The 20649-nt window shown below is 74.8% G+C and carries 20 protein-coding genes; 9 read left to right on the top strand and 11 right to left on the bottom strand.

Features of this window, described 5'->3' with window-relative positions; translation table 11 throughout:
• Positions 1-100 precede the first annotated feature (100 nt).
• Entirely contained in the window at positions 101-721 is a 621-nt protein-coding gene (locus HNR12_RS26080; protein ID WP_179770021.1) for a hypothetical protein, read from the top strand.
• Between the two features lie 651 nt (positions 722-1372).
• Positions 1373-2250, top strand: a protein-coding gene (locus HNR12_RS26075) for an IS5 family transposase (RefSeq protein ID WP_394353923.1) whose coding sequence is annotated in 2 segments (ribosomal slippage) — positions 1373-1741 and positions 1744-2250 — 876 coding nt in all. Because the reading frame shifts where the segments join, the coding sequence is not laid out codon by codon here.
• Here the strand turns inward: HNR12_RS26075 and HNR12_RS26070 are convergent.
• The 5 genes from HNR12_RS26070 to HNR12_RS26050 all read right to left on the bottom strand — a co-directional run bounded on the left by HNR12_RS26070 (position 2247) and on the right by HNR12_RS26050 (position 4983).
• On the bottom strand, positions 2247-2756 hold the full coding sequence (locus HNR12_RS26070) for a DUF3592 domain-containing protein (protein ID WP_179770020.1): 510 nt from the start codon (positions 2754-2756) through the stop codon (positions 2247-2249). The genes HNR12_RS26075 and HNR12_RS26070 overlap by 4 nt on opposite strands.
• Before the next feature lie 153 nt (positions 2757-2909).
• Positions 2910-3221 (bottom strand): ANTAR domain-containing protein, encoded by a 312-nt coding sequence (locus HNR12_RS29305; protein ID WP_179770019.1) that lies wholly within the window; start codon positions 3219-3221, stop codon positions 2910-2912.
• Positions 3218-3664: a hypothetical protein gene (locus HNR12_RS26060; protein WP_179770018.1), complete on the bottom strand. Its 447-nt coding sequence runs from the start codon at positions 3662-3664 to the stop codon at positions 3218-3220. Before HNR12_RS26060 ends, HNR12_RS29305 begins: the two co-directional genes overlap by 4 nt.
• Positions 3664-4428: an ANTAR domain-containing protein gene (locus HNR12_RS26055; protein ID WP_179770017.1), complete on the bottom strand. Its 765-nt coding sequence runs from the start codon at positions 4426-4428 to the stop codon at positions 3664-3666. The genes HNR12_RS26060 and HNR12_RS26055 overlap by 1 nt, the downstream gene beginning before the upstream one ends.
• A 69-nt stretch (positions 4429-4497) precedes the next feature.
• Positions 4498-4983 (bottom strand): GAF and ANTAR domain-containing protein, encoded by a 486-nt coding sequence (locus HNR12_RS26050; protein WP_179770016.1) that lies wholly within the window; start codon positions 4981-4983, stop codon positions 4498-4500.
• A 645-nt stretch (positions 4984-5628) separates the two neighbouring features.
• On the opposite strand from HNR12_RS26050, the gene HNR12_RS26045 reads away from it, so the two are divergent.
• Complete coding sequence (locus tag HNR12_RS26045) at positions 5629-6672, top strand: hypothetical protein (protein ID WP_179770015.1); 1044 nt, start codon at positions 5629-5631, stop codon at positions 6670-6672.
• Here HNR12_RS26045 and HNR12_RS29645 read toward each other — a convergent pair.
• The 6 genes from HNR12_RS29645 to HNR12_RS26015 all read right to left on the bottom strand — a co-directional run bounded on the left by HNR12_RS29645 (position 6600) and on the right by HNR12_RS26015 (position 14044).
• On the bottom strand, positions 6600-8261 hold the full coding sequence (locus HNR12_RS29645) for an amidase family protein (protein WP_179770014.1): 1662 nt from the start codon (positions 8259-8261) through the stop codon (positions 6600-6602). The two genes, HNR12_RS26045 and HNR12_RS29645, sit on opposite strands and share 73 nt — an antisense overlap.
• Before the next feature lie 59 nt (positions 8262-8320).
• The gene (locus tag HNR12_RS26035) at positions 8321-9313 is read right to left on the bottom strand and encodes an enoyl-CoA hydratase/isomerase family protein (protein WP_179770013.1); all 993 of its coding nucleotides are present in this window, start codon (positions 9311-9313) and stop codon (positions 8321-8323) included.
• Between the two features lie 207 nt (positions 9314-9520).
• Positions 9521-12262 (bottom strand): ATP-binding protein, encoded by a 2742-nt coding sequence (locus HNR12_RS26030; protein WP_179770012.1) that lies wholly within the window; start codon positions 12260-12262, stop codon positions 9521-9523.
• 156 nt (positions 12263-12418) lie between these two features.
• Positions 12419-12892: a VOC family protein gene (locus HNR12_RS26025; RefSeq protein WP_179770011.1), complete on the bottom strand. Its 474-nt coding sequence runs from the start codon at positions 12890-12892 to the stop codon at positions 12419-12421.
• A gap of 236 nt (positions 12893-13128) precedes the next feature.
• Complete coding sequence (locus tag HNR12_RS29300) at positions 13129-13260, bottom strand: hypothetical protein (protein WP_274613890.1); 132 nt, start codon at positions 13258-13260, stop codon at positions 13129-13131.
• A 526-nt stretch (positions 13261-13786) separates the two neighbouring features.
• Positions 13787-14044 carry a hypothetical protein gene (locus HNR12_RS26015; protein ID WP_179770010.1) on the bottom strand — a complete coding sequence of 86 codons (258 nt, stop codon included), beginning with the start codon at positions 14042-14044 and terminating at the stop codon, positions 13787-13789.
• Positions 14045-14172: 128 nt separating this feature from the next.
• Here HNR12_RS26015 and HNR12_RS26010 point away from each other — a divergent pair, with 128 nt between their 5' ends.
• The 6 genes from HNR12_RS26010 to HNR12_RS29640 all read left to right on the top strand — a co-directional run bounded on the left by HNR12_RS26010 (position 14173) and on the right by HNR12_RS29640 (position 20606).
• Entirely contained in the window at positions 14173-14973 is an 801-nt protein-coding gene (locus tag HNR12_RS26010) for a helix-turn-helix domain-containing protein (RefSeq protein WP_179770009.1), read from the top strand.
• Positions 14970-15143, top strand: a complete 174-nt coding sequence (locus HNR12_RS26005; protein ID WP_179770008.1) for a DUF397 domain-containing protein — start codon at positions 14970-14972, stop codon at positions 15141-15143. The genes HNR12_RS26010 and HNR12_RS26005 overlap by 4 nt, the downstream gene beginning before the upstream one ends.
• Positions 15140-15322, top strand: a complete 183-nt coding sequence (locus HNR12_RS26000) for a DUF397 domain-containing protein (RefSeq protein WP_179770007.1) — start codon at positions 15140-15142, stop codon at positions 15320-15322. Before HNR12_RS26005 ends, HNR12_RS26000 begins: the two co-directional genes overlap by 4 nt.
• 332 nt (positions 15323-15654) lie before the next feature.
• Positions 15655-16107, top strand: coding sequence for a pyridoxamine 5'-phosphate oxidase family protein (locus tag HNR12_RS25995; protein ID WP_218902054.1), 453 nt, complete (start codon positions 15655-15657; stop codon positions 16105-16107).
• Between the two features lie 117 nt (positions 16108-16224).
• Complete coding sequence (locus HNR12_RS25990) at positions 16225-19425, top strand: amino acid adenylation domain-containing protein (protein ID WP_179770921.1); 3201 nt, start codon at positions 16225-16227, stop codon at positions 19423-19425.
• A complete protein-coding gene (locus HNR12_RS29640) occupies positions 19422-20606 on the top strand; it encodes a cytochrome P450 (RefSeq protein ID WP_179770005.1) in 1185 nt (394 codons plus the stop codon). Before HNR12_RS25990 ends, HNR12_RS29640 begins: the two co-directional genes overlap by 4 nt.
• Positions 20607-20649 lie beyond the last annotated feature (43 nt).

Below are 20649 nucleotides of genomic sequence, written 5' to 3'. Positions count from 1 at the left end.
GACGGCGGCCCAGTCCGCACTCGGTGGCCACCCCGAACGCGGGCACCGCCTCCTTGGCCGCGGCGAGTCGGCGGCGCCCGCCCTCGACCCCGTCCGTCGCGTGCACCAGGCCGAGGTAGAGGCGGGTCTCCTCGGCCAGCGCCAGGCCCTTGAGCGGGAGGAAGTAGGCGGAGTCGTCCCGGTCGCGCGGCACCGGCAGGTGCACCCAGTCCAGCGGTCGGCTCAGGCCCGCCGCGACGCCGTTGGCCACGGCCGTCAGGCGGGCGGTGTCGGCGGGCTGCACGAAGTGCCGGTGTCCGAAGTCGCCGTAGCAGAGGTGGTAGCCCAGGGGAACGCCGGCGGGCACGGCCTCGCCCAGCCGGACCATGCGCTCGACGATCCCGGTCAGCAGCCCGTCGGGGTCGTCCTCGCCGAACCACGCCGGGAACACGCCCTCTTGCAGGGCGAACTCCACCGCGCAGTCCCACTGCACCGCCAACCGGTCGGCCGGGACGGCCGCGGTGATCTCGGCCAGCTCGGCCAGCAGGCGTGCCTCGTAGGCGCGCTCCAGTTCCGCCTGGTGCACGGCGGTGAACGCGGCCACCACGGCGATCGGCGTGGGCAGGCTGACCTGGAACCGGGCATGCGCGGGGATCACGCCTTCGGCCTGGAGGCGGGCGAAGACCGGCCAGGACTCCAGCGCGGCGCGGGCATAGCCCAAGTGCCCGAACACCACGCCTGAGGGGTCGGCCCCCTCGCGGACCTTGACCCGCACACCCGGCCCGTACTCGGGCATCGGCGGGACGGTCTCCAGGTCAGGGTGGCTCCGCAGCAGCGGAAGCTGCCACACCACCCAGTTGTCGCGCTCTCCGGTCTCGCCGTCGGGGATGCGGGCGACCAGGTCGCCCAGCTCAGAGCTCACGGCACGGAAGACGGCCTCTGCGTCGGCGAGCGGAACGCTGCCCACAAGGTGGACAGCCGGAAACGGCGGGGGGCCATGCCTGCTCCTTGCGATCAGGGAAACATAAGAGGATCGGACCTCCCTGTGTCACCGCAGGTCACGGGGGCACGGCGGCTGCGGGGAGATCACGTTAGAGATCACCGCGCCGCAGCGCAATAGGGGTACGCCGGAATCGAGGCCCAGGTCAGCGGACGGATGGCGGGCGGTCAGACCCGCGGGCCGCCGGAAACCCCGGCCGGGTAAGGGAATCAGCGCGCAGGAGGCCGCGGGCGCCCGCCGGGAAACAGCTCCGAAAGCCGCTGGGTCCCCCCAGCTCACCCGGTCCGTCCAGGTCACGGCGCGTATCGTACGGCGCCGTGACCGGGGCCCGGCTAGGTCCTGTTTTTTGAAAGGTCTGCGGGGCGGGCTGGTCTTCGGTAATCCTTGGGATCCATGGTCCGACGCCATGAACTCACCGACGCCGAGTGGGACCTGCTCGCCCCGCTCATGCCCGCCCACCCTCGCAAAGGCAAGCGGTGGGCCGACCACCGCCGCGTCATCAACGCCATCCTCTACCGGACCAGAACCGGTATCCCCTGGCGCGACCTGCCCGAACGCTACGGCCCCTGGGAAACCGCCGCCGGACGCCACCGCCGCTGGTGCCTGGACGGCACCTGGGACAGGATCGCCGAGCGGCTGCGTATCAACGCCGCCACCGGCCGGCCCCTGGACGTGGGAATCGACTCCACCCTGGTGCGCGCCCACCACCACGCCGCCGGAGCGGCGAAAAAGGGGACGCGGTCCGGGAGGAATGGGACGGATCCGAAGCGCTGGGCCGGTCCCGGGGCGGGCTGACCACCAAGATCCACCTGCTCGCCGACTCCCGCCGCCGCCCCCTTGCCATCGCAACCAGCCCGGGCCAGCGCGGCGACACGCTGATGTTCGCGCCGCTGATGGGTGCGCTGCGGCTGCCGCGGACCCGGGGCCGGCCCCGCACCCGTCCCGACCGCCTGCTGGGCGACAAGGCCTACTCCTCGGCCGCGATACGCGCCCGTCTGCGGGCGCGCGGCATCAAGGCGACCATCGCCCAGCCCGCCGACCAGCGGGCCAACCGGCGCAGGCGCGGATCACGGGGAGGCAGGCCGCCGGCCTTCGACCGGCAGGCCTACCGGGGCCGCAACACCGTCGAGCGCGCGATCAACCTGCTCAAGCAGAACAGGGCGGTCGCGACCAGGTACGACAAGAGGGCTGCGGTCTATGACGGAACCGTCCAACTCGCCTCCATCCGAATCTGGCTTCGCGACCTCACCAAATCAAAAAACACTGCCTAGCGGCGGCGGAGGAAGGCCGCGGTGAACGCGATCGCGCCCGCCAGGGCCACGGCGCCGCCGGCCAGCAGGCCCGCGCCGACGTAGCCGAAGACGCGGAACGCGCCCGGTTGAGTGCTCTCCACGGTGACCGGGCGGCCGGGGTCGGCGGGGTCGTAGGCCACGGTCAGGGTCTCGCCGACGGTGTGGTCGGAGGGGTTGAGGCCGGTCAGTTCGGCGCGGTCGAAGGTCTGGCCCTCGGCGGTGTAGGCGACGAAGACGTCGATGTCCTCGTCGTCGTGGTCGCGGCGCCCGCGATCGGGGCGGCTGTCGGTGTCCTCGGTGACCACGACGTCGGTGACCACCGCCTCGGCGCGGCCGGTGTGGCCGGAGTAGTCGGCGCGGGCCAGGAAGACGAAGACCGTGCCGATGATCAGCAGCACCAGGGCGAGGAAGCCGCAGACGGCGGTGCCCACGAGGAGCACGGGGCTGCGGCGGCGCGCCGGGGCGGGGTTGGGGGGATGGGCCATGGCGGGGTCCGCCTTTCCTGGGGTTCGACGTGCGGCAACGACACCGGTAGGACGTCGGCGCGGCCCGCCCGGTTCAGTGCGGTCGCCACCGGGCGCCAAACGGCGCGGGGCGCGGCGGGCCGACCGCCCGCCGCGCCCCGCGCCCGCGCCCCGCTACCCGCGCCCGGGGTCGCGGCCGGTCTCGATGACGCGGTCGGCGACCTCGCGCACGGGCACGCCCTCCATCCGCGCCACCTCCGCCAGCCGCTCCAGCGCCCGGTCGGCCGGCATCTTGTGCCGCTCCATCAGGATCCCCGTCGCCACGCCGACGCGCTCGCGTGTCTGGATGGCCTGGCGCAGGGAGTCCGCCGCCCGCGCGGCCGCCAGCAGCGATCCCGCCTGCGCGGCGAACAGCAGCGCCACCTCGCGCGCCCCCGGGCCGTAGCAGCCCGGCGCCTCGGCGTAGAGGTTGAGCGCGCCGATCACCCCCTTGGGCGCGTGCAGCGCACAGGAGATGACGCTGCCCACCCCAGGTCGCGCACGCCGCGGGCGAACCGCGGCCATGTGGTGTCGGAGGCGGTGTCGACCAGCCGCCGCCACCGGACGCCCTCGCGCGCCACCTCCACGCACGGGCCCTCGTCCAGGTCGTACTGGAGCTGGTCGGCCGCCAGCGCCGTGGGCCCGGTGTAGACGGGAGTGGCCAGCCCGGAGCCGCGCCGCACCAGGGTGATACCGGCGTGGTCGCACCCGGGGACCGTCCGCGCCGCCAGGCGGGCCGTCTCCCACAGCTTGGCCGAGGTGTCCCCCGGGGCCGCCAGCCGCCGGCCGGCCTCCGCCAGCGCCCGGGCGCGCTCCGTCTCTCCTCGCAGTGCTTCTCCTTGTCCTGATCTGCGCCCAGCAGGCTCCTCGTGCATCGTCGGGAGCCCCATCACCCCTCCGTCGCGGTCCGGCGGCGCTCGGACAATCGGCGCCGCGCGCCCGCTATGGCACCGTCGTCGCCGGCCAGCACGCGCACGGCGACGTCGGCCACGGAGCAGTGCTCCTCGCGCGCGACCTCGGCCAGGAGGATGTAGGCGTCCTCCGGAGAGCAGTGCAGGTGAGCGGCCAGCGCCCCTTTGGCCTGCTCGATGGTGCCCCGGTCGTTGAGCATGCCGGCCAGGCGCTCGGCCAGCCGCTCGGCCCGGCGGCCGGGCCGCTCCTGGGCCAGGGTGATGGCGGCGAGGTCGGCCATCACCTGGCCCGCGACCTCCTCGGCCTCGCCCCAGGGGCGCCCGTCGGCGCCCCGGAAGAGGCTGAGGGCGCCCACGGCCTGGCCGTCGAGGCGGATGGGCAGTGCCAGGACGTGGGTGTAGCCCAGGGCGCGGGCGGCCGGGCCGAAGCGCGGCCAGCGATCGTCGGCGCCGCGCAGGTCGGCCGCCAGCGGGCCGCCCCGCTCCACGGCCTCGGCCGCCGGGCCCTCGCCGTGGTGGGCCTGGAAGAGGTCGGCCATGTCGGCGCGTTCGTCGGAGGCGGCGAGTATCCGCAGCCCCCAGCGGGGGTCGGCGACGATGATCCCGGCCGAGGACACGTCGATCAGCTCCACGGTCCGGGACATCAGCATCGCGAGGGTGTCGGCGGCGCCGTCACCCGCCACGATGGCCTTCAGCAGTTCGGCGAGAAGACTGATTCCGCGATCCGCGGCGGGGGCCCTCACCGGGCGCTCCCAGCGGGAGGCGGGGTGATCCGGGTCACGGCCGTCGTGACGCGGCCACGGCTTCGCGCCTTATCCATCAGCGTCTCCCTCATCGAGTCGCAGCCGCCCGGCCAGGATCTCGCGCGCCACCGCGGAGACGGACAGTTCGTTGGCGAACGCGTGGGCGCGGAGCCGCGCCAAGGCGTCGTCCAGACCGATCCCCAGTTGGACCGACAACATGCCGGTCGCCTGGTAGACCTCGGTGTGGTAGTCCGGCGCGAGCCATGGCTGCGCGTCCGCCAGGTGCCCGGTGCCCTCGTCCCGTCCGTGGGAGTCCAGCAGCAGCGCGTTCCCCAACTCCTCGCCGCTGAGCGGGCCGGCCGTCCGCCGGTGCACCTCGAAGGTGCCGATGGCGACCGCTCCGAACTGGAGGGGAAAGGAGAACACCGACCGCGCGCCCGCCTCGACGGCGGCCGGCGCGAAGACCGGCCACCGAGCGGTCTCCGCGGCGAGGTCAGAGGCCAGGACCGGAGCGCCCAGGGCGAACGACTCCAGGCATGGTCCTTCACCGAGCATGAACTGCATTCCTCCAGCCTCCGGCTCCGCTGATCCGTAGCGCAGGCGACTTCGCGCGCGGTGTCCGCGCCGATCAGGGTCACTCCGACCCCGTCGACCGCGAGGACTCGGCGGGTGGTGCTGCAGACCAGGTCGATGGAGATCCCGCCGCCGAGGTGACGAGCCTCGTCGGCAAGGAGGTTCCAGATCCGATCCTGGCGTTCAGATTCCACCGGTGGAGGACACTCCTTCCCGCCCTACCGGTTTCCTGCTCCGCGCCGCCGACGCCCACTGCCAGACGGTCGGCGGTCCACCCGCTCGCGACAAGGGCCGGTGGGCTCGGGGTGCGTGACCAGGCCGTTCGGGCCCCCGCACCATACGCCTACCTTTCCCTTGCGCCGCGCGACTTGAACTTCGGCCCATTATCGGGCCTGTGCGGCAACTGCGCACATCGCGGGAGCCGGGTTGATCCCCGGCCCCGCCGGGGCTGCCGCGCCCGAAGGCGGCCGGGCGGGCCGGGGCGCCCGGGAGGCCGGGACGGGGGCGGACGAAGGGGGGCAGAACCGGATCGCGGAGGCGCGCGTCCTACCCTCGCGGTCTCCCGGGGCGGGGCAGCGCGAGGCGAGAGGCCGCCGGAGCGGCCGGACGGGACAGGCGGGAGCACACATGCGGCAGCGGGAGCACGGCGCGGATCCGGATCCGGCGGCGGACGGGCCGCACGGCCCGCGCCGCCCGCGCCCGCGCGGGCGGATCGCCGCCGGCGTCCTCGGGGCGCTGTGGCCGATGGTGCTGCTCGTGCCGCAGACGGCGTGGACCTTCCTCTCCTACCGCCCCTACGCCTACGACGCGGACGAGGTGGTCGCGGCCGCCGTGGTCTCCCTCGTCGCGACCGCGCCGCCGGTGGTGGTGCTCGGCGCGCTGCTGCGGCGGGCCAGGCTCCCCCGCCCCTGGGCGGCGGCGGTCACCGCGCTGCCGCTGGCGGGCACCCTGGCCGTGGTCGCCGCCTCGTGGGCGACGGCACCGTGGCCGTGGGCCTGGCTCGGGCTGCCGCCGCTGTGCGCGGGCACGGCCGTGCTGGTGGTGCGCCTGGCGCGGCGGACGGCCTGGCTGCGCGGGGCGGCGGCGGCGAGCGCGGCGCTGCTCGCCGCGCTGACCGGCGCGGCCGCGGCGCTGTACGCCGCCGACCTGCGCGCCGAGGCCCGCGCCGACGTCGCGGCCGTGATCGGCCACTCCGTGGTGATGGACCGGGAGGGGTGGACGCCGGTCGCCGCGCACGCCTCGCCTGACGCGCTGGCCACGGTGTACCGCAGCGGCACCGGCCCCGCCCGCCGACTGGAGGTCGAGGGCTACGCGTCCCCGGACTACGGGGGCTACGACGACCCGTGCGGCATCGAGGGGATGGAGAGCGCCTGCGTGGAGCGCGACGGCCACGTCCTGCGCCGCATCGGCACCGACCTCGAACTGATCACCCGGTTCAAGGGCGGCTACACGGTGATCGAGTCCCCGGCCGGCGATCCCCCGGCCCGGGAGTCGGACCTGCTCGCCGCCGCCGACGCGCTGGCCCGGCCCGCGGAGGACCAGCGCGCCGAACTGCTCGAACTGGTCGTCGAGGACGTGTGGGAGATGAGCGTCCCCGGCTACGCCGGCGTCTGGGACGGCTGGTTGGGCACCGGCGAAGATGTCGGCGGCCAGGGGCAGGCGGCCTCGTAGTCGGCGGCGGCCGCCAGCAGCAGGGCGTCGCGGTGGTGCGGGGCGACCAGGTGCAGGCCCACGGGCAGCCCGTCGGCGGTGAAGCCGGCGGGCAGGCTGACGGCCGGGTGGCCGGTGATGTTGAACAGCCAGGTGAGGGCGACCGACATGACGTCGCCGGGGCCGTCGTGCCCGTGCGGCGGGTTCGGCGTGGTGGGGGTGGCGAGCAGGTCGGCGGAGGCGAACAGGGCGTCGAGGCGGTTGTTGTTGTGGTCCTCGGCCGTGCCGCCGGGACGCGCGGAACGCCCCGCGCGGTCGGCACGGCTTTCGCGGCCGCCGCGTACCGCCCGCCGGGCAAACCACTCCGCGGCCGGGTCGACACAGCCGGGGTCAACCGCCACAACACGGATTTCCGCCCCTGCCCCGGTCCTCGACGGCACCCCGCGACCGGCGGCACCGGTCCGGTCCGCCCCCGCTACCGCGCCGCCCACGCCCTGCGGCCCACACCAAGCCGCCGCGCCACGAGCCGGGCCGCCCAAGGACCCGGCCGCGCCGCCGCCTCCGCCGACCGTCCCCGGCACCACGCCCTCGCCGACGGGCCCGGGCTCCTCTCCCCACCCCGGCACGCGGCCCGAGCCCCGGCCGCTGCCCCGCGCCGGCACGCCGGACACGTCCTCATCGACGCCAGGAGACCACTCCCCCGACCGCACCGAACCCCCGGCCGCCCCTACCGAAACCGCGCCGCCGCCGTCGCCGACCGCCGCCCCCGGTCGCGGAAGCGGGCCGCCCGCCGCGTTGAGGGGCGAAGCCGCCCCAGGGCGCCCCAGGGCCGGTGCGGGCGAGCGGCGGGCCCACCGCAGCAGGGCCGCGTGCGCGACGCGGGCGATCTCCGGATCGACCTCGGCGAAGCCGAGGTCCGGTGACCACGCCACGCGAAGACCGCGCGGCCCACCGACGCCCGCACCCGGCCGGGCGTCGTGCTCGACCGCGGCGGCGCCCAGGACCACGGACGCCCACAGCCGCACGTCGGCCACCGATCGGGCGATGGGGCCGCCGATCGCGAGCCCCGCCGGGTCGCGGGCGGGCAGCAGGCCGGTGGTTGGCTTGTAGCCCACCACCCCGCACCACGCCGCCGGGATCCTGGTCGAGCCCGCGCCGTCGCTCGCGGTGGCCAGCGGCACCAGGCCCGCGCCCACCGCCGCGCCCGAACCGGCGGAGGACCCGCCGGGGCTGACGTCGGCCCGCCACGGGTTGGCCGTCCGGCCCCGGCCCGTGGCGCCCCAGGTCCGCCACGGCGTGCCCGGACCGGGCACCGACGTCGCGCCCACCGGTACCGCCCCCGCCGCGATCAGCCGCCGCGCCTGAAGGGACCGCGTGCCCTCCCACGCCTTCACCCCGATCGGTACCCCCGCCAGCGGCAGGTCCGCGCCGCGCGCCAGGGCCGCGTCGACCTCGGCCGCCCGTGCCCGCGCGGCCTCCGGCCACACCTCGGCGAAGGCGTTGAGGCGGGCGTCCCCGCGCTCGACGGCCCGCAGCGCGGCCCGGACCTCCGCTGCGGCGCTGCTCGCCCCGCCGCGCACCCGCGCGGCCGTCTCCGCCGCCCCGGTCACCGCCGGCCGTGCCCGTCCCGAAGGCGCCTCCGTGCTCCCGGGACCCCCGGTATCGCGGTTCAGCGGCCCTCCCAGGTGGCGGCGGTCTTGGCGGTGAAGGAGCGCACGGCGTTGCGGAAGTCCGCGCTGCCGTAGACGCGCTCCAGGATGTCGCGGTCCTCGGGGAGGTTGGCCGTGCGCAGCCGCCGCGCCGACTCCTTGGCCGCCCACATGCTCAGCGGGGCGTGGGCGGCCAGGCGGTCGGTGAGGGCGGCGACCTCGGCCTCCAGCGCGTCCTCGGCGGCCATTCGGGTGACGAATCCGGCGACGCGGGCCTCCTCAGCGTCCATGAGGCGGGCGGTGAGCAGCAGGTCCAGCGTGCGGGCCGCGCCGAAGTGGCCGGCCAGCAGCGCGTGCGTGCGCACCGACAGGCAGTTGCCCAGCGTGCGGGCGATCGGCACCCCGAACCGGGCCGAGGGGGTGGCCACGCGCAGGTCGCAGGCGGCGGCGACGGCCAGCCCGCCGCCGACGCAGTAGCCGCGCACGGCGGCCACCGTGGGCACCCGCACCTGGGCCAGCCGGTCGACGACCGCGCTCAGGCGCGCCTCGTAGGCCACGCCGTCGGCGCCGTCGGTGAAGTCGGTGAACTGGGCGATGTCGGTGCCCGCGACGAAGGCGGCGTCTCCGGCGCCGGTGAGCACCATGGCGCGCACCGCGTCGTCGGCGTCGGCGCGCTCGCACGCCGCCACCAGACCGTCGTACATCGCCCAGGTCATGGCGTTGCGCTGCGCGGGCCGGTTGAACGTCACGGTCAGCACCGGGCCCTCCTGAACGATGTGCAGCTGGTCGGTGCCGCTGCCGCCCGCGCCCGGGAACGCCGGGCCGCCCGAGCGGCCGGGGGCGGGAGAGGGCGCGCCGGCGCCGCCGTCGGGCTGGTCGGCGGCCAGCGCCGCCACGCCCTCGGGCGTCTCCTCGGCGGGCGCCACCGGGTGCGCGCGGCCGCCCGCCGCTCCCCCGCCCGGCTCGCGCCGACCGTCCGCGTTCTCCGCGCTCTGCGCCCGCTCCTCGCTCATGGCCGCTCTCCCGTCTGTTGCGCGTGCCTCTGCCGCCCCGGTGGTCGTTCCCGATTCCAGCGGTTCGCACCGCCCGCGCGCCGGGCCGGTGCCGCCGACGTCCACCCTGCCGCGCGGCCGCGCCGGGCGGCAGCCCGGCCCCCCGCTTCGCCGACGGCCCTGTCGGGCGGTACCGAGGAGCACGGCGTGGGTAATGCCCGGCGCCCCTCAGCCGCCGTTCGGGCGGGCCGTCAGCGGGCGGGCGATCTCGGCGAACGCCTCCGCGTGCTCGGGGGTGAGCCGGCGCAGGGTGGCCAGGTCGGTCAGGCACTCCGCGACCGCCGCGCCCGGCGGTGGGATGCGCAGCATCTCCGCCACCAGCCGCAGGCCCCGCTCCGCCTTCCCCAGTGCCGCCAGTGCCACCGCCGACGCGAAGTAGGCGTCCTCCTCGCGCGGGGCGCGCCGCCGGTCGCGGGCGCCCGCGACCACCGCCGCGCGCAGGTCGCGGGCGGCGGCCTCGCCCCTCCCGGCCCGCTGCCCCGCCAGCCCCCGCAGCAGCAGGCCCCACGGGGTCCGCTCCACCGACTCGTCGCCGTCCTCGGCGTCCAGCAGCAGCGGCAGGGCCCGCTCGGTCTCGCCCGCCGCGACGAGTGCCATCCCCAGATCGCGGCGGACGGAGACGTCCTCGGGGTCCAGCGCCCCGGCCGCCTCCAGGTCGGCGACGGCGGCGGCGGTGTCGCCCAGGAAGTACCGCGTCACGCCCCGGTGGGCGAGGGCGGGCGCGTAGGCGGGGTCCAGCGCGGCGGCCCGGTCGAAGTCGGCCAGCGCGGCGGCGTAGTCGCCCGTCCTGCGGTGGACCTGGCCGCGCGCGTCCACCGCGTGGACCCCGCCCCCGGCCAGACCGGCCGCCCGCGTGAAGTCCTCCAGCGCCGCGCCGTAGTCCCCCAGCGCGCAGCGCACCCGGCCGCGCTCCAGCAGCGCCCACCCGTACCGGGGGCTCAGCTCCACGGCGCGGTCGAGGTCGGCCAGCGCCCCGGCGTGCTCGCCACACTGGGCGCGCACCCGCCCGCGCTCGGCCAGCGCCCACGCCCAGTAGGGGTCCAGCGCCAGCGCCCGGTCCAGGTCGGCCAGGGCGCCCGCGCGGTCGCCGAGCAGGGCGCGCACCTGCCCGCGCTGCCCCAGCGCCCACCCGTAGTCGGGGTTCAGCTCCAGCGCGCGGTCGTAGTCGGCCAGCGCGCCCGCGTGGTCGCCCAGCAGCTTGCGGGTGAGCCCTCGGCTGCCGATGGCGCGCACGAACCCCGGGTCCAGCTCGGCCGCGCGCGTCACGTCGGCCAGCGCGTCCTCGGGCCGCCGCAGCTCCAGGCAGACCACCCGCCACCGCTCCACCAGCGCGCGGGCGAGCGTGGCGCGCGGCAGGCCGGCGCCCTCGATCAGCTCGGTGAGGTAGGCGAGAACGGGGTGGTCGGCGGCCAGCGCCGCCGCCAGCCGCGCGCCCCACGCGCTCACGCGGTCGTCGCCGCCGTCGCGCCCGGCGTCGTGCAGCATGACCGCCCAGCGGTGCGCCGCCGCCGTGCCCTGGTACACCGCCGACAGCGCGTGGCCCAAGGCGCGCGGCAGCTCGCCCGCCGTGTCGGCGCACAGCCGGTGGTAGAGCTCCTCCAGCGGCAGGGCGCCCTCGCCGGCCGCCGCCCAGTGGTCGGCCAGCGCCGTCTGCTGTGCGGTGAACCCGCTCGGCGATGTGGTGCGGGCCAGCCGCACCAGCAGCGCGCGCACCACCTGGTGGTAGTGGGCGCCGCCCGCCTGGTCGCGGACGAAGGGGAGGGTGCGCAGCCAGGCGTACAGCTCGGCGGAGCGGGCGCGCTCCGCCTCGGGCAGCACGGCCTCCAGCACGTCCCGGTTCAGCTCCCGGGGCAGCGCCGCCGCCTCGGCGACCCGGCGCTGGAGGGGGTCCTGGATCTGCTTGAGGAACCGCTCGGCGGCGTCGCCGCTCAGGTCGGCGACATCCTCGGGCCCGGCGGGCGCGGCCTGGGCCAGCGCGTCCACCAGCACCGGCAGACCCTCGGTGACCTCCCAGATGGAGTCCACGACCGCCGGGTCGGTGACGTTGTGACGGGCCAGCAGCCCGGCCGCCTCCTCGCGGGTGAACGGCTCCAGGGCGATGTCGGCGGTCACCGGCCACAGCGGCGACCACGTGTTGGGGTCGGGGCGGTGCTGCCCGGCGACGGCGACCACGGTGTCGGCGGGCAGGGGGCCGTAGTCGTCGCCGCCGATCAGCGTGAGCAGCCAGTCCCGCACCGGCGGGGCGGCGTTCTCGAAGGTGTCCACGAACAGGGCGAACGCCCGGCCGCGCACCCCGGCGGCCAGCTCGGCGGTGAGCGCGCCGGTCAGCTCGCCCACGGGGTCGGTCAGCAGCCGCAGCGTGCGCGGCTCCTTGATCCGGCGGGCGATCCAGGCGCGGACGTCGTTGACCGCCGTCGCGACGGGCGCCGTGGTGGCGGGGTCGTAGAGCGCCCCGGCGAGATCGGGGGCGATCAGCCCGGCGCCGATGGCACCCGTCTGCACCAGGCCGTGGGTGAGCGTGGTGGCGAGGTCCTCGGGCGCGTCGCCCGCCGCCAGGAGGTCGGAGCGGGCGCGCTGGTACTCGGCGTGGCGGCGGGTGAAGTCGCGGACGGCCACGCCCTGCTCGGCCAGGCCGGCGGCGATGGCGGCCAGCGCGTCGAGGACGTCGGTGGTGGCGTCCTCGTCCAGGCGGACGGTGAGCGCGCCGTGGGCCAGCGCGATCCGCTCGAACTCCCGCAGCAGCACCGACTTGCCCACGCCCGCGCTGCCGTGGACGACGTAGACGAATTTGCGCCGTTCGTCCTCCGGCGGCCGAGCCAGGTTGGCGCGGAAGTGCTCGCGGTGGGTGTCGCGCCCGTAGAAGGCGGCGCTCTGCCGTTGGCGGATGATGTCCTGGAGTGAGGGGGCCATGGCGCTCGCAGCGGGAGGATGCCGGTGGGAGCGGCATTATCCCACCGCACCGGCCGCCGTGGACGGGCGTTCGCCGCGTGCGCGGGCGAGGCGGGCGGGGCGGCCGGTCGGGCGGCCGACCGGCTTCGGGGCCGGCCGCCGGGTGTCCCTGGCCGGTCAGGCCGCGTTGGCGGCGTCCAGCAGACCCTGGACCTCGATCTTGCGCATCTTGAGCATGGCCTGCATGACCCGGTCGGCCTTGGCGGTGTCGGGGTCCTGCAGCAGCTCGTCCAGGATGCGCGGCACGACCTGCCAGGACATCCCGAAGCGGTCCTTGAGCCACCCGCAGTAGGACTCCTCGCCGCCGCCCTCGATGAGCTTGTTCCAGTAGTGGTCGACCTCCTCGGCCGAGTCGCACTCGACGTAGAGGGAGAACGACTCGTTGAACCTGAACTCCGGGCCGCCGTCGAGGGCGATGTACTCCTGGCCCATCAGCTCGAAGGTGACGATCTTGACGGTCTGGCCCTCGGGGCCCGCGTTCTCGTAGGTGATGACGTCGGTGACCCGCGAGTCCTCGAAGAGCGAGGTGTAGAAGTTCGCGGCCTCCTCGGCCTGCTGGTCGTACCACAGGTGCGTCTTGATCTTCGGCATCACGCGCTCCCTCGTTCGGCGGCGCCGCCGTTACGGTGCCGTTGACGGGTAGACCGGGCCGCTGCCCGGAACTCATCGCTCCCCCGCGCGGATCCCCAAGATCTTTTACGGTCCGCGCTGGCCGCCCCCGCCGACCGGGAACAGTTGAAGAGCCGCCGAAGGGCCGCCCAGGTGCGGCCGAACGCAACTCTCTCGGTCGACTTCATAGGGGGCGTGTTCGCCCCACTGATGTCCGGCTACAGCCTCGTCGCGACCGGCGCCAGCGTTCCGTCGCAGTAGCCGGTGCCCCGGCGCGCCAGCAGCAGGACCTTTCCATAGCGGATCAGGATGATATGGACATCGACAATGCTGCGGTAGCGCTCAGGCATGCCAATCCCTCAAAAGGCAGGGGCTGTTTCCTTCAATAGTCCCCCGGCGAGCGGGGTGCGGAAGAGATAATGGGAAAGGGGCGGCGGGTTGTGTGGATGGGGGGCCGCCGCCCCTTTCCTTTAGGGGTGGAGCGCTGGCAGGCTCCACCCGACGGGGTACAGGGATACCCCGTCAAGGGCGGCGGCCACGCGGGAGAAGGCGTGGCCGCCGCCGCGGTGGGGGGCCGGATGGAGAAGAAACCGGCAGATCCCTCCCTCAACCCTCCGCCGGCTGGCACCGGGGGAGGGGAGTTCTCGGTCGTCTCCAGAACGCGCGGGAGTTTCGGCGGGCTCGGAGCTAGCCGTCGCGCGTAGGGGCGGACCCGTGCGGTGGTTCGGCGGAGGACTCTTTTACGCGGGAGCGGCGGCAGCGTCTCGTTGGCGCTTACCGGGTTTCCGCAGTACCCGCAGATCTCCTTTCCGGGGTCGTTGGCGGTCTCGCAGAGCCGGCAGTCCCATTTGGACTGTTGTGGTGGTTTTGGTTCGCTCATCGGACATAACCCAATCGGCTTTCGCGGACGGACAGCACGGCCCGTCGCGCCCATTCCTCCGTGACGCCCTCCTCTACGAGCCACGCGAACAGCGCCTCGGCGTCTACACGCTCGATCCGGTTGGCGGGGTCGCACAGCCGCACAGCGGAGTACCGCGTTTCGGCAGGCAGGGTGTGGTCGTAGTCGATCGCGTGGGCTCTGAGCAGTTCGAGGCTTGCGTGCGTTCCACGGACCGAGAGCTTGCAGAGGATCATGCCGGGCTCCTTCGCTGGCCTGAAACCCAGCATGCCCGCACCCCCGCCGACCTGCCATAAGGGATACATTCATGGCACCTTCTGGAGAACGCCAGGACAGCGGTAAACGTGTGGAGCACCATGGACCTATGACCGAACGCGTTTACAAGCAATGGCTGAGGTGGGCCGGAGAGCTCCGCCGACAGCGCGAAATGGCAGGAAAGACCCAAGCCCAATTGGGCCGAGCCGCAAAAATCAGCCGACAAGCAATCAGCAAGTACGAAAAGGGAACTCGAAAGCCAACTTTGGACACATCGGTCCTATTGGACGAGATCCTGTCTACAGGCGGTGCGCTCCACCAACTCTGGCGTGAGACCCGCGGGGCAACGGAAGGGCCACCCGAGTGGCGGGACTTCCTCGCGGTTGAGCGGGAGGCCACGGAAATCAGGGAGTGGGAGCCCTTGCTGGTTCCTGGACTTCTTCAGTGCGAGTCCTACGCTCGATGGATCTTTACCCGGCCGGGCACCATCGTTGACGACCCTGACCGGGCAGTGGCAGACCGCGTCGGACGGTTGGCGCAACTGCGGCCAGGCACTACTGTGCGTGCCGTGGTGGACGAGGTCGTGCTCCGCCGCGTGTGCGGCTCACCGGACGTGCTGCCGTCCCAACTCGACCACTTGCTTGCCCTGGCCGAGACGGGGAGGATCCTGCTCATGGTCCTGCCCATGTATGCGCCCTGGCGCCCTGTCAGTACCGGGTCCTTCCGCATCATGACTCTGACCGACGGACGGCAGGTAGCACACGCCTCTTACGAGGGTGGATACGTGGTCAAGGCTCTGCCGACAGAAGTCAACGAATTCGCGAGTCAATTCGGTGATCTGCAAGCGGAATCCCTGCCGCCGTCCGAATCGATCGCCTGCATCAGAAAGCTGAGGGACGAGTTCCAATGAAGTGGCACAAGAGCAGCTACAGCGGAAACAGAGAGCCCAACTGCGTCGAGGTCGCCGAAGGGTCCCTCACCCTCGTCCGCGACACCCAGAACCGCCACCTCGACCCCCTCCCCTTCCCCGCCCGCGAGTGGAACGCCTTCCTCAAGGCGATCAAGGAGGAGAAACTGTGAACGGCAACTGCTGGCACAAGAGCAGCTACAGCGGAAACAACGAACCTGACTGTGTCGAGGTCGCCGAAGGGTCCCTCACCCTCGTCCGCGACACCCAGAACCGCCACCTCGACCCCCTCCCCTTCCCCGCCCGCGAGTGGGACGCCTTCCTCCAGGCGGTCAAGGGCGACGAGTTGTAGTCCCCTGCATTAGGACCCGAAACAGCGTCTCCCCCAGCCCGACCGGAAACACCGGTCGGGCTCTTTTCGTGCGCCCCAAACCCCGGATCGCAAACCCCGACAGACCAGGGATTCCCCCGTTATGGCGCAACCGGGAAACGGACGCACGAAACACCCCCCTACCTACCGTCCCCAGCAAACCCGAATTTGCTGACTTTTGCCGCGCGATTCGATTTACCTGTTTCCACTCCCCGGACAGAAGGGAACAATGAGATCGAGTCTGCAAGGCGACCGCAATCAGCGACACGCCGTCATTTGAAGCACTCATTCCGGGGAGACCAATGCATCCGTCCATGTCCCGTGACGAGCGGGAGAAGTTCCTCGCAGGCGTGCACGTGGGCGTGCTGGGCGTCGACGACCCCCGGGCCGGTGGCGGGCCGCTGCTTATTCCGGTCTGGTACGACTACACCCCCGGCGGCACGCTCGCCGTGCAGACCGGGCGCGACACCGTCAAGGCCCGCCTGATGAACGCCGCCGGCCGCTTCAGCCTGTGCGTCCAGGACGAGACCGCCCCCTACCGCTACGTCAGCGTCGAGGGCCCCGTGGTGGAGGTCACCGACCCCGCCGACCCCGACGTCCGGGAGTCCATGGCCGTGCGCTACCTCGGCGCCGACGAGGCGGTCCGCTACCTCGACGCCACCCGCGACCAACTCCGCGACGACATCACCCTGCGCATGGCGCCGCGGCGCTGGCGCAGCGGCGACTTCACCTCCTTCGCGCAGGCCATCGCCGAGGCCACCGCCTGACCGGCGCCGCCTACGACAGCACTCCTCCCCGCGCAGCACCGCGGCCCGCCCCTCCCCCGGCCGCGCCCCTCCATTCCCGGGCCCCGCGCCCCAAGAAAGGACCCCCACGTGACGACGATGGGACCAGCCACCGCATCCGGTGCCCCCGCGACGGCGGTCGGCCCCCGCACCGACTACCCGCGCGACTCCCGGCTGCACGAGATCTTCGCCGCCAACGCGTTCCTCTACCCCCACACCCCCGCCGTCAGCCACCACCAGCGCGTCTTCCGCTACTGGGAGCTGGAGATGTGCGCCCGGCAGCTCGCCGGGCGGCTGCGCGAGGCCGGGGTGCGCCCCGGCGACGCCGTGGGCGTGTGCGGGCGGCGCGGCCCCGAGGCGCTGGTGGCCTTCCTCGCCATCCTGCGCGCCAACGCCGCCTACGTCCCGCTCGACGACGACCTCCCGCCCGCCCGCCTCAACGCCATGGCCGAGGAGGCCGGGGTGCACGTCGCCGTGGCGCTGCCCGGCGCCAGCCGCCGCGTGCGCCGCCTGTCGGCCCGCCTCGACCTCGACATCAGCACCCCGCCCAGCCCCCACGCCGAGCTGCCCGAACCCGGCATCCCCCACCCCGGCGACGCCGGCGCCCCGGCCTACATCATGTTCACCTCGGGGTCCTCCGGCCGCCCCAAGCCGGTCGCCGTCACCCACCGCGGCGTCGTCCGCCTGGTGATGTCGGAGCCGGAGTTCCCCGCGATCGGCCCGCGCACCCGCGTGCTGCACGGCTACAACCTCTCCTCCGACGCCTCCACCATCGAGATCTGGTCGGCGCTGGCCCGCGGCGCCGAACTCGTGGTCGCCGACCGCGACGTGATGGTCTCCCCCGCCGCGCTGGAGGACCACCTGCGCCTGGGGAACGTCAACGTCGCCTTCCTGACCACCAGTGTGTTCCACCACGTCGCGCGCACCCGCCCCGGCGCCTTCTCCGAGCTGGACTTCGTGTCGGCCGGCGGCGAGGCCATGGACCCCGACCTCGCCCGCGCCGTCATGCGCGCCTGCCCCCGCACCGAGGTCGTCAACTTCTACGGCCCCACCGAGAACACGGTGGCCTCGACCATGTACCGGGTGCGCGACCTGCCCGCCGACGCCCGCCAGGTGCCCATCGGCCGCCCGCTGGCCAACTCCACCTGCCGGGTGCTGCGCGCCGACGGCGCCCCCGCCGTCGTCGGCGAGGCCGGAGAGCTGTATGTCGGCGGCGACGGCCTGGCCTCGGGCTACCCCGGCCATCCCGCGCTGACCGCCGAGCGGTTCGTCACCGCGCCCACCGGCGACCGCGAGCGGCTGTACCGCACCGGCGACCGCGCGCTGCTGCGCTCCGACGGCATGCTGGAGTACCTGGGCCGCGTCGACCGCCAGCTCAAGGTCCGCGGCCAGCGCATCGAGCCCGAGGAGGTCGAGGCCCGGCTGCGCGAGTACCCCGACGTCGGTGAGGCCGCGGTCGAACTCGACCCTGGCACCGGCGCCCTCCACGCCTTCGTCACGCCCGCCGCCGGCACCACCGGGATCGACCTCGCCGAGTTGCGCCGCTTCTGCGCCGCCTGGCTGCCCGCCCCGGCGGTGCCGCGCACCATCCGCGAACTCGCCGCGTTCCCGGTGTCGGCCACGGGCAAGGTCGACCGCGCCCGCCTGACCGCGCTGCGCACGGCCGACACCGCCGACAACGCCACCGCCGAACCCGCCGACGCCCCCGGCCCGCGCGTGCGCGCCGCCCTGCACAGCGCCATGGACGACGCCGACCCCGCCGACCCGCTGGCGCGCGTGCGCACCGTGGTGACCGTGGTGTGGGAGCTGGTGCTGGGCGTGCGCCCCGGCCCCGGCGACGACTTCTTCCGCATCGGCGGCGACTCCCTGCTGGCCGCCGAGGTCGTCAACCGCACCCGCGCCATGCTCGCCGTCCACCACTCCCACAGCAGCGCCCTGGTACGGGCCCTGCTGGCCGGGCCCACCGTGGAGGAGTTCACCGCCGCGGTCGCCGCGCTGCGCGACGCCGAACCCGACACCGCCGCCGCGCCCCCGGCCGGGCTGGACTTCGCCGCGGAGTCCCGCCTGGGCTTCGAACTCCCGCCCGCCGAGGGCCCCGCGCCGTGCCCGCGCGAGCCTCGAGCGGTGCTGGTCACCGGCGCCACCGGGTTCGTCGGCGCGCACCTGGTGGGCACCCTGCTCGCCCGCACCGGCGCCACCGTGCACTGCCCGGTGCGCGCCCACGACACCGACCACGCCCGCCAGCGCGTCCTGGCCGCGCTCACCCGCTACGGGGTGCGCGCCGAGGGCGCCGAGGACCGCCTGGTGTGCTTCCCCGGCGACCTCACCCGACCGGGCCTGGGCCTCGACCCCGACCGCGCCGCCGACCTCGCGGCCACCCTCGACCTCGTGCTGCACTCCGGCGCCCAGGTGAACTTCATCTACCCCTACACCGCCCTGCGCGCCGCCAACGTCGACGGCACCCGCGAGGTCGTCCGGCTGGCCGCGCGCCGCCGGGTGCCCGTGCACTTCCTGTCGACGGTGGCGGTGCTGGCCGGGTTCGGCACCGCCGGGGTGCGCCGGGTCGACGAAGACCTCCCCCTGGCCCACGCCGACCGGCTGACCATGGGCTACGCCGAGAGCAAGTGGGTGGCCGAGCAGCTGCTGCACGAGGCCGCCGACCAGGGCCTGCCGGTGGCGGTGCACCGGCCCTACGAGGTCACCGGCCCCGCCGACACCGGCGTGTGCAACACCGAGACCGCCATCTGCTCGCTGTTCAAGATGATCGCCGAGGTCGGGTTCGCCCCCGACATCGACCTGCCCATGGACTTCGTCCCGGTCGACCACCTCGCCGAGGCGGTCGTGCACATCGCCACCCGCCACCACACCGGGCGGCGCACCTACCACCTGACCAACCCCCGGCCCAGCGGCCTGGCCGCGGTGGTGGAGCGCATGCGCGCGGCCGGCTTCGACATCATGACCCTGCCCTACGACCGGTGGGTGCTGAGCCTGGTGCTGCACGTGGCCGACAACCCCACCAGCCCCACCGCGCCGTTCGTGTCGCTGTGCGTGGACCGGGGCAACCGCACCGACATCTCGGTCAAGGAGATGTACACCGCCGGGGTCTTCCCCGAACTGGGCCGCGCCAACACCGACACCGCCCTGGCCGGCAGCGGACTGGACTGCCCGCCGGTCGACACCGCGCTGATCGACCGCTACCTGGAGTACTTCTTCACCTCCGGGTTCATCCGCCGTCCCGCCGCCTGTCCCGCGGGCCGCACCGCCGAGGACGGCCTCGCCCACGAGGGGGATCCCCGGTGACCGGCCAGGTCGCGGCGCCGCCGATCCCCGAGGCCGAACCCGGCTCGCCCGGCGCCCCGCGCGCCTACGCCGCCCTGCGCGCCCACGACCCCGTGTGCCGGGTCGCGGCGCCCAAGGGCGAACCCGCCTGGCTGGTCACCCGCCACGCCGACGTCCGCGCGGCGCTGGCCGACCCCCGCCTGGTGCGGCCCCTGGCCGGCACCTGGCCGCCGGGGCACCCGCCCGCGCGCCCGCCCCGCCCCACGCTCCTCGAACTCAGCGGCGCCGACCACGCCCGCCACCGCAGCGCAGCCGCCGCGTTCCTCTCGCCGCGCCGCCTGGAGGCCGGGGCCGGCCGCATCCGCGCGCTCGCCCACGAGTGCGCCGACCACCTCGTGCGCCAGGGGCCGCCCGCCGACCTCCGCGCCGGGTTCGCCGCCCCCTTCCCGCTGCGCGTGCTGTGCGCGCTGCTGGGCGTCGACCCCGCCGAGGAGGCGGAGTTCGGCCCCCACGTGCGGACCGTCCTGAACCCCGCCCGTGTGCCGTCGGAGGCGTTCTTGGCCTCGGTGGCGGCGCTGGAGGACTACGCCGGGCGGCTGGCCGACCGGGGGCGGCGCGGGCCCGATTCCGCCCTGCCGGCCGCGCTGGCCGCCGACCCCGCGCTCGACCGCGACGGCCGCGCCCTGGTCGTGCAGAGCGTGCTCATAGCGGGCTACCACACCGTCGTCCAGCACCTGGGCGCGGCGCTGGCCGCCCTGCTTCAGCGTCCGCACGGCCTGGCCGAGGTCTGCGCCTCGCCGCACGTCCTCGACACCGCCGTCGAGGAGCTGCTGCGCCATGTGCCGCTGATGAACGCGTTCGTGCTGCTGGTGGCCACCGAGGACCTGGAGCTGGGCGGGCGGGCCATCGCGCGGGGCGAGGCGGTGATGCCGGTGATCGCCTCGGCCAACCGCGACCGCGCCGTGTTCGCCGACCCCGACGACCTCGCCCCCCGGCGGCGGCCCAACCCGCACCTGGCGTTCGGGCGCGGCCCCCACCACTGCCTGGGCGCCCACCTGGCCCGCATGGAGCTGCGCATCGGCCTGGCCGTGCTCGCCGAGCGCCTGCCCGGGGCGCGGCTGGCGGTGCCCGCCCACAGCCTGGCCTGGGACGACGCCGATCTGCGCGCCCCGCTGCGGCTGCCCGCCACCTGGTCCACCTGACAGCCGCGCCCGGCGCCCGCCCAGCCCCGGCCCGGCCGCCCTC

This window comes from Streptomonospora nanhaiensis (assembly GCF_013410565.1).
Lineage (GTDB): Bacteria > Actinomycetota > Actinomycetes > Streptosporangiales > Streptosporangiaceae > Streptomonospora > Streptomonospora nanhaiensis.
This window is presented reverse-complemented; position numbering and strand designations above follow the sequence as displayed.

Bases quoted from the DNA above. Each gene is read 5' to 3' on its own strand.
- HNR12_RS26070 (WP_179770020.1), bottom strand. From the start codon at position 2,756: ATGGCCCATCCCCCCAACCCCGCCCCGGCGCGCCGCCGCAGCCCCGTG.
- HNR12_RS26060 (WP_179770018.1), bottom strand. From the start codon at position 3,664: ATGGGGCTCCCGACGATGCACGAGGAGCCTGCTGGGCGCAGATCAGGA.
- HNR12_RS26050 (WP_179770016.1), bottom strand. From the start codon at position 4,983: ATGCTCGGTGAAGGACCATGCCTGGAGTCGTTCGCCCTGGGCGCTCCG.
- HNR12_RS26045 (WP_179770015.1), top strand. From the start codon at position 5,629: ATGCGGCAGCGGGAGCACGGCGCGGATCCGGATCCGGCGGCGGACGGG.
- HNR12_RS26035 (WP_179770013.1), bottom strand. From the start codon at position 9,313: ATGAGCGAGGAGCGGGCGCAGAGCGCGGAGAACGCGGACGGTCGGCGC.
- HNR12_RS26030 (WP_179770012.1), bottom strand. From the start codon at position 12,262: ATGGCCCCCTCACTCCAGGACATCATCCGCCAACGGCAGAGCGCCGCC.
- HNR12_RS26025 (WP_179770011.1), bottom strand. From the start codon at position 12,892: ATGCCGAAGATCAAGACGCACCTGTGGTACGACCAGCAGGCCGAGGAG.
- HNR12_RS29300 (WP_274613890.1), bottom strand. From the start codon at position 13,260: ATGCCTGAGCGCTACCGCAGCATTGTCGATGTCCATATCATCCTGATC.
- HNR12_RS26015 (WP_179770010.1), bottom strand. From the start codon at position 14,044: ATGATCCTCTGCAAGCTCTCGGTCCGTGGAACGCACGCAAGCCTCGAA.
- HNR12_RS26010 (WP_179770009.1), top strand. From the start codon at position 14,173: ATGACCGAACGCGTTTACAAGCAATGGCTGAGGTGGGCCGGAGAGCTC.
- HNR12_RS26005 (WP_179770008.1), top strand. From the start codon at position 14,970: ATGAAGTGGCACAAGAGCAGCTACAGCGGAAACAGAGAGCCCAACTGC.
- HNR12_RS25995 (WP_218902054.1), top strand. From the start codon at position 15,655: ATGTCCCGTGACGAGCGGGAGAAGTTCCTCGCAGGCGTGCACGTGGGC.
- HNR12_RS25990 (WP_179770921.1), top strand. From the start codon at position 16,225: ATGGGACCAGCCACCGCATCCGGTGCCCCCGCGACGGCGGTCGGCCCC.